The 12,565-nt window shown below is 69.3% G+C and carries 11 protein-coding genes; 6 read left to right on the top strand and 5 right to left on the bottom strand.

What is annotated here, in order from left to right; translation table 11 throughout:
• The first annotated feature begins 895 nt into the window (after positions 1–895).
• Positions 896–1,153: an alpha/beta hydrolase gene (locus MXD60_RS30165; RefSeq protein ID WP_368861292.1), complete on the top strand. Its 258-nt coding sequence runs from the start codon at positions 896–898 to the stop codon at positions 1,151–1,153.
• 146 nt (positions 1,154–1,299) lie between these two features.
• Here the strand turns inward: MXD60_RS30165 and MXD60_RS27305 are convergent, their stop codons facing one another.
• Both MXD60_RS27305 and MXD60_RS27300 read right to left on the bottom strand, forming a co-directional pair.
• Positions 1,300–1,860, bottom strand: a complete 561-nt coding sequence (locus MXD60_RS27305; RefSeq protein ID WP_248822566.1) for a TetR/AcrR family transcriptional regulator — start codon at positions 1,858–1,860, stop codon at positions 1,300–1,302.
• A 283-nt stretch (positions 1,861–2,143) separates the two neighbouring features.
• The gene (locus MXD60_RS27300; RefSeq protein WP_248822565.1) at positions 2,144–3,340 is read right to left on the bottom strand and encodes an amidohydrolase family protein; all 1,197 of its coding nucleotides are present in this window, start codon (positions 3,338–3,340) and stop codon (positions 2,144–2,146) included.
• 691 nt (positions 3,341–4,031) lie between these two features.
• Between MXD60_RS27300 and MXD60_RS27295 the strand changes: the two genes are divergently transcribed.
• Entirely contained in the window at positions 4,032–4,277 is a 246-nt protein-coding gene (locus MXD60_RS27295) for a Txe/YoeB family addiction module toxin (protein ID WP_248822564.1), read from the top strand.
• A 24-nt stretch (positions 4,278–4,301) separates the two neighbouring features.
• Here MXD60_RS27295 and MXD60_RS27290 read toward each other — a convergent pair whose 3' ends face one another.
• Positions 4,302–5,639: a PucR family transcriptional regulator gene (locus MXD60_RS27290; RefSeq protein ID WP_248822563.1), complete on the bottom strand. Its 1,338-nt coding sequence runs from the start codon at positions 5,637–5,639 to the stop codon at positions 4,302–4,304.
• Positions 5,640–5,777: 138 nt separating this feature from the next.
• Here MXD60_RS27290 and MXD60_RS27285 point away from each other — a divergent pair, with 138 nt between their 5' ends.
• Together MXD60_RS27285 and MXD60_RS27280 are read left to right on the top strand one after the other, a co-directional pair.
• On the top strand, positions 5,778–7,274 hold the full coding sequence (locus MXD60_RS27285; RefSeq protein WP_248822562.1) for a flavin-containing monooxygenase: 1,497 nt from the start codon (positions 5,778–5,780) through the stop codon (positions 7,272–7,274).
• The gene (locus tag MXD60_RS27280) at positions 7,271–8,149 is read left to right on the top strand and encodes an SDR family NAD(P)-dependent oxidoreductase (RefSeq protein WP_248822561.1); all 879 of its coding nucleotides are present in this window, start codon (positions 7,271–7,273) and stop codon (positions 8,147–8,149) included. The genes MXD60_RS27285 and MXD60_RS27280 overlap by 4 nt, the downstream gene beginning before the upstream one ends.
• A 163-nt stretch (positions 8,150–8,312) precedes the next feature.
• Here the strand turns inward: MXD60_RS27280 and MXD60_RS27275 are convergent, their stop codons facing one another.
• Positions 8,313–8,924 carry a TetR/AcrR family transcriptional regulator gene (locus MXD60_RS27275; protein ID WP_248822560.1) on the bottom strand — a complete coding sequence of 204 codons (612 nt, stop codon included), beginning with the start codon at positions 8,922–8,924 and terminating at the stop codon, positions 8,313–8,315.
• A gap of 303 nt (positions 8,925–9,227) precedes the next feature.
• On the opposite strand from MXD60_RS27275, the gene MXD60_RS27270 reads away from it, so the two are divergent.
• Positions 9,228–10,154: an SGNH/GDSL hydrolase family protein gene (locus MXD60_RS27270; RefSeq protein WP_283099078.1), complete on the top strand. Its 927-nt coding sequence runs from the start codon at positions 9,228–9,230 to the stop codon at positions 10,152–10,154.
• Positions 10,155–10,226: 72 nt separating this feature from the next.
• On the opposite strand, the gene MXD60_RS27265 is transcribed toward MXD60_RS27270, so the two are convergent.
• A complete protein-coding gene (locus MXD60_RS27265) occupies positions 10,227–11,168 on the bottom strand; it encodes an alpha/beta hydrolase (protein WP_248822559.1) in 942 nt (313 codons plus the stop codon).
• Between the two features lie 231 nt (positions 11,169–11,399).
• Here MXD60_RS27265 and MXD60_RS27260 point away from each other — a divergent pair, with 231 nt between their 5' ends.
• Positions 11,400–12,383 carry a helix-turn-helix domain-containing protein gene (locus tag MXD60_RS27260; RefSeq protein WP_248822558.1) on the top strand — a complete coding sequence of 328 codons (984 nt, stop codon included), beginning with the start codon at positions 11,400–11,402 and terminating at the stop codon, positions 12,381–12,383.
• The last annotated feature ends 182 nt before the right edge of the window (positions 12,384–12,565 follow it).

Below are 12,565 nucleotides of genomic sequence, written 5' to 3'. Positions count from 1 at the left end.
AGGAGCCCAGTGCGGTAGTCCCGCACGCTGGGATCTGTGCGGGGGGCCGCCCGCAAGGGCGGTCCCTACCGCGATCGCCAAATCGTGCCCGCGAGGCGAGCGATAGCGCTGCCGACCTATTCAGGGTTGCATGATTTCGATCGTCGATCGCTGCGTGCGGGCACTGGCCGACTCCAGCTTGTCGTCGGCGGCCTCTCGGTTGGGAGGTCGCTTCTCGGTCATTGCGTCCCAAATCGTTGGTTCGAGTCGCGCGCGGCAGTCTGCCGACGGTCGCTCCAGGCCGAGGGTATGAACCGCGCGCTGTGCTACGACACGACCACGCTCAGAGGGCGAGCATGGACCTGCGTGACGGGCCGTGGGCGGAAGTCGCCGCCACCGAGCCGTCGGCGCGCGGCTTGACGTCGCGACGGACCGGACGCCACTCCTCGACGGCGCCGGCCCGTCGACATGACGACGGCCCGCAGGCATATAACAACGACGTTATTTAGTGGCCCGGGCTGAGGAGCGCGGCGGCGTGCACGGGATGCGCTAGCGGCCGACGGCGGAGAAGAAGTGGCGGGAGCAGCGGATGGCGGTGGGCCTTGGCTGAGACGACTGCGGCACCATCCATCCGCGCCGTGCTGTTCGACCTCGCCGGCACCCTGTTCAGCGACCGCGCGCTCCGCGACGTACACCTGGCACAACTCCGCTATGCCGCGGAGGTGGCCCAGGTCGCGGCGTCGGACGTCGACCTGCGGCGTGGCTACCGGCAGGGGATGGGTCTCGCTTATCGGGAATTCGCGACCCGGCCGTTCTACCTGCACCGCGATCTGTTCGCCTCGTCGTTCTGGCACATGGCCGCGGCCCTTGGCGGTGCCATCACTCCGGAGGCCGCCCACGAGGCGGCCTGGCGGCAGTGCCTGGCAACGATCAGGCACGCGTCGTTGCGGCCGGAGGCCGAGCCCTCCCTGCGACGGTCATCGTCACCGGCGACCGAGACGGGCTACGCCCCTCCGGTGAGGCCTTCGCTGCCGATCTCCGCCGGCACGGAGTGTCGGTCGATCTCGGCATGGAGCCCGGCACCGCGCACGGACACCTGAACACACCGGACCATCCCGGTTTCGATCGCACGATGTCGACGTTCACCCATTGGCTGCACGCCGAGCGCGCCTGACGAGGCGACGGTCACGGCCTTCACCACGCCCACCTGACCTGGCCGCAGCGGCCTTCGTAGTCGCGGGCATGACGGCGGTGGGCCGTGATCCAGGACAGGCTACGCTCCACAACCCACCGCCGCGGCGGTGACGCCTCGTCCCGGGGTCAGGGCTCCAGGCGCAGCGTGTTGACGAAGACCTTCGTGATGTACTCGACCGCCTCGTCGAGGCTGCACTCCACCAGGTTCTGGACCAGCCACACCTCCGGGAAGCGGGCGGTGATCGAGCCCAGGACGGCGCTCACCAGCCGCGGGTCGAGCGTGGGGTCGGCCAGCCCGCGGCCCTGTAGCTTGCGGATCGACTCGGTGAGCTCCTCGAGGTGGTGTCGGACGCGCTTGTCACGTGCCTCGCGCAGGTACTCGTCGTACCGGGAGACCTCCTCGATGACGCCGAGCAGCCGCGCCTCACGACGGTAGGCATCCAGATAGCGATACGTCGACTTGCGAATACGTTCCGTCGGCGACATGTCCGAGTTCGGGTCGAGGATGATCTGCTGCATCGGGGCGTTCAGCTGGGCGTCGGCCACGGCGGCGAGCTCGCGGAAGATGTCTTCCTTCGAGTCGAAGTAGTGGTAGAAGGAACCGTGGGCCAGACCGGCCCGCTTCACGATGTCGGCGACGCGGGTCGGCAGATAACCGGACTCCTCGAACGCCTGTTTCGCCGCCACCAGCAGTTTCGTTCTGGTCTGTGTTGCCTGTAGCGATCGGGTCTGGCTTGGCATCAGAGGGCTCCCTGCCGGCGGCGATGACCATCGGAGCGTCCGATGCGTGAGTCGATTGCTCCATGCTGCCAGGTCGGTGGCGCCGATCGACGCGGACCACGGTGGGCCGGACGCCACCTTCGCCACCTGTCCGCCTGCGCCGACCCACCTGTGCTCCGGCCCTGGCGGCCGCCACGATCCGACCGCCAGCCCGGCAGTCCGGCGCCCTCCGCGAGTCGGTCGGGACTCGTCAGCTGATCGAGGCGCCGATGTTCATCAGCTTCGCCAGGTTCCCACCCATGTAGCCGGCGATCTCCTCGTCGGGCAGACCCAGGGCGTTCAGGTCGTCAATGTAGGAACGCGGCTTCGCCAAACCCTCCGGGTGCGGCCAGTCCGAACCGAACAGGACGTGATCCTTGCCGATCAGGCCGCCGAGGTAGTCGTAGTTCTCCTCCCAGAACGGGCAGAGGTAGAGGTTGCGGCGAAGGGCGTCGACCGGGTTCTCGGCAAAGCCCTGCGGCATCTTCTTGTAGACGTAGGACAGGTCCTTGAGCAGCGGTTCGAGCCACCTGCCGCCCAGCTCGACAATGGCAATCTTGAGCTGCGGGAACCGGTGCAGCACGCCGTGACACGCAAGCGCGGCCACCGCGTCCGCTGCCGGCCGCAGGGCCCAGAGCATCGGGAGCGCCTCCATCTGGAACGGCTGCATCTCGGACTGCTCGCCCTGCCACTCGGCGGAGAACCGGGCGTAGCCCGAGTCCGAGCCGTGCATCGCCACGAAGATGTCGTGCTCGACGACCTTGGCCCAGAACGGGTCGAACTCCGGCAGCGCGAACGACCGCGAGCCGCGGTAGCCGGGCACCGGCGCCGGACGGATCAGGATGGCCTTCGCGCCACGCGCGACCGCCCACTCCAGCTCCTCGATCGCCCGGTCCACGATCGGCAGGGTGATGACGGGCGTGGAAAAGATGCGGTCCTCGTAGTTGAACTGCCAGGTCTCGTACATCCACTCGTTGAAGGCGTGGATGACGGTGTGGGTCATCTCCGGGTCGTCGCGCATCCGCTCCTCGAGCAGGCTGGCGAGCGTCGGGAACATCAGGGTGCGGTCGACGCCATACTCGTTCATGGCCTCGAGCCGTGGCCCGGGCGCGCGGAACGCGGGGATCGCGCGGATCGGTTCGCCGAAGATCTCCCGGCGGCTCTTGCCATCCGGGTTGCCGTTGCGGTAGAAGTCCTCCTCCGCACCCGGACGGGCAACAACGTCGAACGTCGGGTTCGGGATGTAGTCACTGACCGTGTTCCGAACCATGATCTTGGTACGGCGACCGATGTCGACGTACTGGATCGCACTCTTGTAGCGGTCGGGCAGGAACTTGACGAACGCCTCACGGGTCTCGTACATGTGATTGTCGCCGTCAAAGATCGGCACAGAAGCAGCATCCGCCATGCAGATCACGTTAGACCTTGGTTGACATCGATGTCAACGTCGCCCAGACGGCATAGCTCCGCCCTCGGCCTACGAGCAGCTGGCGGCAGCGGTGACGACGTGCTGGTGGCGATGGTCGAGAGCGCGCCTCGGCCTGCTCCCACTACTCGGATCCCGCACGTCCGATCCACCCGGCCGACACTGACGTCGGCATCAACACGTGTCGACGTCAGTGTCGGCCGGGCGGATGCGTCGGGAGCTCGGCACCGTCCGATCCTGCGGACGTCAGTACTGAGCTTTGGAGCGTTTCAGTCCGCGCCTGACCGCCTGGCAGACCTCGTCGAGGCCGCAGGCGGCCAAATGCACCAGGGCGGTGCGTGCGAGTGGGGGCCATGCTCCCTCGGTCGGGTTCAGGTCCGGGGCGTGGACGGGCAGCACGGCACTCACCCAGCCGTGGCCAGCGCCTCGACCGCGCTGTCGTCGCGTTCGATCGCCCGGCGGTGGGCGGACAGCTGACATGACCAGCCATGGCGGTCCAGCAGCAGCCACACCCCCAGCCAAGGTGTAGGCGACGCGGACCGCGTGGCGAAGGCGGCGCCTCGTGCGCAGCGTTGCGGGCACCCTCTGGGCACCAGGGATGATCCGGGCCTGACGGGCCCGACCGGGGACAGGGTAAGAAACCCAAACCAGCAGGTCAGAGGAGTGCGAGCAGGTGGACCATGCCTGGGACGACTACCTGTACTGGCAGGGTCAGGACCGCAGGGCCCTGAAGCGCATCAACGCCCTGATCGCGGATATCAAACGCGATCCAGAAGGGCAGGGGATCGGCAGACCCGAGCTGCTGCGCAACAACCTCGCCGGGCTGCGCTCGCGACGGATCGACGACGAACAGCGCCTGGTCTATGCGGTCGAGCCCGGCCAGATCACGATCATCTCCTGCCGCTACCACCATCAGTAGCTGGGCCTATCGCATCCTTCGGGTTCACGGTCGCGAGCGGCCGGCGCTGTTGCATTCGGGGGCTCCGGCGGACGCCGACCGCGTGATCCGCCGGATACCCGTGTCCGGCGCGGAGATGGGATTCCCCTGGCCAGGTCGGGGCGCGGTGCCGCGCCACTGATGGATCTCCAGGGCGACGCCGACCGGCAGGAGGTTGTCGGACAGCGGTGTCGGCAGCAGCCGTTCGGCGCGGGCCAGGCGGCGCAGCAGGGTGTTGCGATGCAGGTAGAGCCGGGCCGCGGCGGCGGTGGCGTTGCACCCGGTGGCGAGGAAGGCGCGTACCGCGTCGCGCAGTTCGGGCGCGGCGGTCTCCAGATCGCCGAGGGCGCCGCTCACGAACCGGGCGGCGCGTTCGCCGTCGGTGGTGCACAGGGCGACGAGTTCGATGTCCGAGTGGGTGGCGATCTGCTGGGGCGAGGCGAGTCGGGCGAGGATCCGCTGGACGGTGAGGGCATCGAGGTGGCTGCGCCGGAATCCGTCGAGGTCCGGTCGGCATGGGCCGATCGCGATGCGCACGGCCGGCAGATCGGTGGCCGCGGCTCGTAGCTGGACCAGGTCCGGTGTGCCGTGCACCCAGACCCAGCGGGTCGCCGCGCTGGCGAGCACGGTCAGCGGTTGGGGGTCCCCGGCAGCCGTGGCGAGCAGGTCGGCGGCCCGGTCGAGCGCACCGAGGTCGGTGTCGGGGTCGTCGTTCCAGACGACGGCCGCGGTGTGCGCGCCGGTGAGACGGTAGCCGAGCCGCTGCTCGGCACGTCGTGGGGACAGGGGTGCGCCGTCCAGCAGCAGGGTGACCGCCTCGCGACGCTCGGCGTGGGTTCCCTGGGTCAGGGCGGCGCGCTCCCGGGCGATCTGGGCGGCGACCGCAGCGATCGTGTCCTCGACGAAGGCGGCGATCGACTGGCAGGACACGTCCAACACGGCTTGCAGTTCCTGCGGGTCGGAGGTGAGAGAGAAGACGATCTCGATCCAGTGTCGCAGCGCGACGCTCTGGCCCGATCGGTAGGCGTCCAGCATTGTGTCGCCCAGGCCGCGGCGAACCAGGTCACGGGCGATCCCGAGGGGCACCTCCGCAAGGTTGGCCGGCACGCGCTGGCCCGGAGCACGGATGTTCGCCGCCGCCCAGTGCAGCAGGTTCGAGCGGTTGGCCCGCCGGATGGCGGCCGCAAGGACGGGATCCGCGGCGATCTGCTGGCCGTGTGGACCCGAGAGGGTCGCCGCGTCGAGCTCGTCCAGCCAGGCGGGCGGGAGATGCAGCACCAGCTCGGCACCGCGCCGCATAAGCTCCCGAACCTGCTCGGACGGCGTGGCCCAGGAGATCACCATCACCTCAGCCTAGGGCGAGATGGTGCATACCGCACCGCAGGAATACCAGGGAGGTGCAGGATGTACCTGGCGGGCGGCCCCGGGCGGTAGCAGCATCTGAGCCTAATCTGTCCTGGACTTTCGCCTGGGGGTGCCCGCGTGCCGTCTGTCGCCGCCCAACTCGAGCACCTCGACGTCCTCATCGTCGGGGCGGGTATCTCCGGCCTCGGGGCCGCGTACTACCTGCGGCGGGAGCATCCGCAGCGCAGCCACGCGATCCTGGAGGCACGCGGCGCGCTCGGCGGCACCTGGGACCTGTTCCGCTACCCGGGCATCCGGTCGGACTCCGACCTGCACACCTTCGGCTATGCGTTCAAGCCGTGGCGGGGCGAGCGGTTTCTCGCCGACGGCGATCAGATCCTGACCTACCTGCACGAGACCGCCCGCGAGTTCGGCATCGAGCGCGACATCCGCTACCACACGAAGGTCGTCAGCGCGTCGTGGTCGTCGCCGGACGCCCGCTGGACCGTCGAGGTGGTGAACACCGAGTCCGGTGCCCGCTCGGCGCTGACCTGTTCCTGGTTGCTGTGCGCCACCGGCTACTACCGCTACGACGAGGGTTTCACCCCGTGCTTCGACGGGCGCGATCGCTTCCGCGGGCAGATCATCCACCCCCAGCACTGGCCGGCCGATCTCGACGTCACCGGCCGGCGGATCGTGGTGATCGGCAGTGGCGCGACGGCGGTGACGCTGGTTCCGGCGCTGGCCGACACCGCGGCGCACGTCACCATGCTGCAGCGGACGCCGACCTACATTCTGGCGACACCGTCCAGGGATGTGCTGGTCATCCGTCTGCGCCGGATGTTCGGCGAGAAGCGTGCCCACCTGCTCGCCCGTGCTCTCTACATCTTTCGCCAGCAGGCGATCTGGCGGTTCTGCCGGCGTTTTCCCAAAACCGCCCGGCGACTCATCCGCCGGCTGAACGTCAGGATGCTGCCGGCGGGCTATCCGGTCGACGAACACTTCAGTCCGCCGTACGACCCCTGGGACCAGCGGCTGTGTTTCGCTCCGGGCGGCGACCTGTTCACGGCGATCAGCCGGGGTGCGGTCTCGGTCGTCACGGACCGCGTCACCACCTTCACCGAGAAGGGTGTGCAGCTGGCCTCCGGACGGGAGCTGGCGGCGGATGTCATCGTGACCGCGACCGGGCTGAACGTGCAGGCGTTCGGTGGTGTGCCGCTGACCGTCGACGGCGAGCCCGTGCGACTGTCGAGCACGGTCGCCTACAAGGGCCTCATGCTTTCGGGAGTGCCGAACCTCGCCTACATGGTCGGCTACACCACCTCCTCCTGGACGCTCAAGATCGGCCTGTTGTGCGAGCACTTCTGCCGGCTGCTGACGCACATGGACGCGCACGGCTACGACACGGCCTGCCCGGTGGCCGCCGACCCGGCGCTGGGGACCCGTCCGTTCCTCGACTTCGGCGCCGGCTACATCCAACGCGTTCTCGACGAGCTGCCCCGGCAGGGCAACCGCAAGCCCTGGCTCACCTCGTTCGACTACCTCGGCGACGTCAGGCTCCTGCGGCACCTGCCGGTGGCGGACGACGAACTGCGGTTGTCCCGTTCCCGTCAGCGCGCAGGAGCAGCGTCGTGACCACCATCGCGGACAAGGTCGCCGTCGTCACCGGCGCCGCCTCGGGCATCGGCCGCGCCCTCGCCCTGGGCCTTGCCGACCGGGGCGCGCGGCTGGCGCTGGCCGACGTCAACGCCACCGGCCTGGCCGAGACCGTGGACCTGGTCGCCGCGACCGGCACCGAGGTGCAGGCCCGCCACCTTGACGTCAGCGACCGCGCCGACGTCGAGACATATGCGGGCGAGGTCCGCGCGCATTTCGGGGTCGTGCACCAGCTCTACAACAACGCCGGGATCGCCGGCATCAGTGGCACGATCCTGGAGACCGACTGGGCCGTGTTCGAGCGGGTGCTGGCGGTCAATCTCTGGGGTGTGCTACACGGCACGAAGGCGTTTCTACCCCACCTGATCGCCTCGGGCGACGGTCACCTCATCAACATCTCCAGCCTCAACGGCTTCATGGCCCAGGGCGAGCTGGGCCCCTACTGCACCTCGAAGTTCGGGGTACGGGGTTTCACCGAGACGCTGCGCATCGAAATGCTGGCGGCCAACCTGCCCGTGCGGGTCACCGTCGTGCACCCTGGCGGAGTGCGGACCAACATCGCCAACGCCGCGCTGGAGCGGGCCCGCGAGCGCGGCGAGGAGATCACCGAGGACCGCGTCCAGCGGACCGCGTTCTACAACGAGAGGTTTCTCCGGCTTCCCCCGGAGCGGGCGGCCGACATCATTGTCCGAGGCGTCGAGGCAAACCGGGGACGCGTCCTCGTCGGCAACGACGCCAGACTCACCGACCTCGCGGTGCGTCTGCTGCCCCGCCACTACCCCGACCTGTCGGTCCGGATCCTGCGGCGACTCCTTGTGCCCCGCCAGCGCCGAGGCCCCGCACCGTCCGGGTGACCAGCTCCGCGCGGCACCCGAACGGGCGGCATCCGAACGGTAGGACGGGGTCCTGCGCGGAGACGACGACGCTCGTCTGGTCTCACTATCCAGCCCGGCCGAACTGGTCGTTTCGCATGAAACGAGCCCGTCGCCTCCTGCTCATACAACGGCGAGGTCAGGCTCAGTCGAAGAAGCGGCTGGTCACGCCGTCGAGAACGAGTGCCATGCCCTGGGTGAAAACACTTTCGGCGCTGGCGGCGAGGAAGGCCGGACCAGCGGTGCGCAGCGCCAGGTACTGATCGGGCGGCAGGGTGTTCAGAAACGCGCTGATGTCGTCGGCGTCGCCGGCTCCGTGCGGTCCGCGACCGCCGCTGCCGCGCTGGATCGCGACCGCGCCGAAGACGAAGTCGATGATCGCGGCCGTTGCGAAACCGGCCTGGTCGTTGGTCAGTCCGGCGGCCAGGAACAGGCCGAGGGCGGCGTCGACGATCCGGAGCGTGCCGGGCCCCCAGATCGCCCGGTCGGTCGAGGCCGACGGGGGCAGCGGCGCCTCCAGCAGGACGCGCCGCATCTCGCGCATCAGCTCCTCGACGCCTGTACGCCAGTCCATGCCACTGCCCGCTTGCAGTCGCGCCTGCCCGAGGTAGTGATCGGCGATCAGCACGATCAGCTCGTCGCGGCTGGCGATGTGCTGGTAGAGGGCACCGCTGCTGGTGTCGAGCCGGTCGGCGACCGCACGCACGGTCAGCGCCTCGAAGCCGCGCTCGTCGAGCACCTCGATAGCCGCCCGCACGATCCGCTGCGTCGAGAGCCCACCCGTGCGGGGTCTGCGCCGCGCCGCCACGCCAACTCGGTCGGCCCACCAGCCCGTCGAGCCCGGCCGGTGAGCGCCGGCACCCGAACCATCGGCCGCCGGCCGTGTCGAGTTCCGCACGTCACCACCCACAGACACCCTGACCCGCACGAGCACCTTGACCTACACGAGCGTTGCTCGGATACTACGCCGACCCTCTATGCGAGCATTGCTCGCCTATCTGTCCAGATGTCGATCACCATGCCAGTGCCGTCACACGGGCGGCCCGGAGGAGTAGTACCGATGCGTCCATCAACCAAGGCCCGGTTACTCGCTCTCGGACTCGCCGGAGCACTCGCGGCGGCCGGCTGCAGCTCGAACTCGGACTCCCCGACTCCGTCCGCCGCGCCGAACACCGCCACACCCGCCGCATCGGCCACCCCGATCACGGGTCGTTACGTCGCGATGGGCAGTTCCTTCGCCGCCGGCACCGGCATCGGCGCCGACATCAGCACGGGATGCCTGCGCTCCGCCAGGAACTACCCCCACCTGCTCGCCAGCCGGCTCCACCTCGACCTCGTCGACGTCACCTGTGGCGGCGCGACCGTCCAGAACCTGCTCAGCACCCCCCAGGGCGACCATCCCGTCCAGATCGCCGGGCTCACCGCGGACACCCGACTGGTCACCATCACCGCCGGCGGCAACGACCTCGCCTACTCCCTCAGCACCCTGATCTGCGCGAACGCGGCCGGCACCGGCAAACCCTGCACCAGCCTGCCCACCCCGCAGGACACCAAGACCGCCGCGGCGAAGCTACGCACCACCTTCACCGCACTGTTCGCCGCGATCAAGGCCAAGGCCCCGCAGGCACGCATCTATCTGGTCACCTACCCACGGGTGTTCCCGGACCCGCCGAAGACCTGCCCCGGCAACGTCATCTCCACCGCCGACAGCGTGACGCTCGCGGGCATCGGCGCCACCCTGCAGAACACCTCCCGCCTCGCCGCCACCGACGCCCACATCACCCTCATCGACGCCTACACCGCCAGCGCCGAACACGATGTCTGCGCCCCCGCCGCCGACCGCTGGATCGACGGCTCGAACGCGACCGGCACGCCCTACCACCCCAACGCGACCGGCACCGCCGCCCTCAGCACCCTGATCGCCACCGCCCTCACCCATCCCACCAGCCAACCCACCGTGCCCCAGGCCACCGCCTCACACGGGTAACCCGCCATCGTCCTGACGTTTGTCGAAGCGGGCGGCCATCCGCACATGGCCGCCCGATCGACGGCGCCCGAGTCAGCGCGGGTTGCGATGGCGGTCGAGGAACCTGCGCATCTCGGCTCTCAGGTCGAGATCCTCCGGGCTGGCACCGCCGAACCCGCCGTGTGGCATGGCCTCGAAGACATGCAGTTCGGCGTCGACACCGACGGCGCGTAGCCGGCGGTGCAGTCGCACGGTGTTGGACAGGAACAGGTCACGGGTGCCGGACTGCAGGAAGGTGGGTGGGAACCCGGTGAGGTCGGCGAACAGCGGCGACAGCAACGGGTCGGCCAGGTCGTGTCCGTCCGCGTACAGCAGATTCACCTCGCGGAGGCTGCTCAGGACGTTGTCGAACTCGCGGTTGGTGTGGAAGGTGTCCCCCGACTCGGTGAGATCGACCTCCGGAGTCAGCAGCACCAGGGCCGCGGGCATGGGCAGCCCTTCCTGCCTCGCGCGGACCAGCAGGGCCACTGCCAGGTTCCCGCCCGCGGAACCGCCACCCACGAAGATCTCCGAAGGATCCCGCTGCTTCAGCGCCTCCCGGTACACCGCGAGACAGTCGTCGAGGGCGGCCGGATAGGGATGCAGGGGCGGCATCCGGTAGTCCACCCCCCAGGTGATCATTCCGTTGGTCATGGCCGTCACCGAGTTCATCGTCCGACACAGCTCGCCGCCTCCCAGGATCAGCGCACCGCCGTGAAGGTCCAGATAGATCGGTGTTGTCTCGGCGTCCGTACCCGGCAGGGCGATGACGTAGGCGCGCACACCGGCGATCTCGGTGTCCTCCACCGCCACCGGGAAATCGAAGCCGGTGAGCCGCTCGCGCACAGTGGAATCCACCGACTCGACGAAACCCAGCCAGCCCTGCACGTCATCGAGCGCCGGGTAGCTCCACGGACCAGCCGCCGGTATCGCCAGAAACTGGCGCGCGGCCTCACTGACACTCGTCGGAACCGGAACCTGGGTCGGCTCGCTCATGGTGGCTCTCCTTCGCCGAAACCTGCGACCACGACAGGCCGCCATCTCCGTACTCGTCAGGAGGAGTCTGCGAGACACCATCGTCCGATACCAGCCGCCATCCGACGGGTTGCCTCCGCCAGGCGGCGTCCGAACCGTCATGGCCGCCAGGGAGGACTGCCCGGGCGGACCGGCAGATCACACGCGGGCCATGGGCTGGTCTGTCCAGCGGGGTGGCGACACCATGGTGGGATGAGAGAGCTCGCCGTACGACTCGCCGACCTGGATGCCGAGGCGGCCGTAGCCGTTCAGGTGATCAGTCATTTTGATCTCATGGTGGCCAAGCGGGCCGACGTGCGGACGGTCGTGGCCAGCGCGGCGGAGCTCTCCGGCTGTCCGGTCCGGTTGTCCGACCCGACACGGCTGGTATTCGTGCGGGCTTTACCCGATCGCAGCGCCGAGCCGCCTTCGGGCGACCCGGATCCTGGCTGGCCCTGCGTATCGGTCAACCGGGCGGGCGACTCGCTCTGGCTCGAGGCGCCCCGACCCGTCAGCACCCTCCAGGCCGTGGTGCTGGAACGCGCCGCGACCGCCGTGCGGGCAGCGCTCGACCACAGCGGCGGACGAGGCATGTTCGACCACTCCACCGCGCTGGAGCTTGTCCTCGACTCCCGAGTCGCCACCGCCGACCGAGTGAGCATCGCCTGTCGGCTGGGGTTACCTGCCAGGGCCCGCGTGGTCGCACTGCGGGACGGGTCCGCGCGCGTCATCGCCCATGACGCCGAGGCGCCCACCACGATGTGCGCCGGGGTCGGCTGCGCGGTGCCGATCGCCGACCTGCCCTCCTCCTGGGACGGCGCCCGGCTGGCGTTGCGGCTGACCGCCGAAGGCAACGCCACGGACCCGGGACCGCGCGTGGTGTACGCCGACGAGCTGGGCAGTCTCGCGCTGCTCGTCCGCGCCGTCGATCTCGACGCAGGCCCGGTACCCGACGTTCAGACGCTGGCACACGCCGGTGCGACGACGACCTGGATGCTGACGACTCTCGATGCTCTGGCCCGCGCCGACAGCCTGCGCCACGCCGCCCGACTCCTGAACGTGCACCATTCCACCCTGCAGGCCCGCCTCTCACAGGCCGAGGCCGCCCTCGGATGGCCCGTCCGCGAGCCCGCCGGCCGGCTACGTCTGCAGCTTGCCCTGGCCATCCGCAGAATCCAACAGACCACGACCCCGTGAGGGCTCTGCTGCATTGGCAGAGTCCGGTGTCCAGCGGCCGTCGATCGGTCATGATCGAGTGATGGGTCGACGTCGGGCCTGGCCACCGGCTCCGGCGTCGGCGTTCCCTATCCGTCAGGATGAGATGAGTCAGGCAATGGCTATCATCTTGTGACCTGGGCGGGTGGGGAGAGGAAGATCGT

Origin of the sequence: Frankia sp. AgB32 (assembly GCF_023243045.1) — a bacterium.
Taxonomy (GTDB): domain Bacteria; phylum Actinomycetota; class Actinomycetes; order Frankiales; family Frankiaceae; genus Frankia.
The sequence above is the reverse complement of the archived record's forward strand: the minus strand, read 5'-3'. Positions and strand labels throughout refer to the sequence as shown.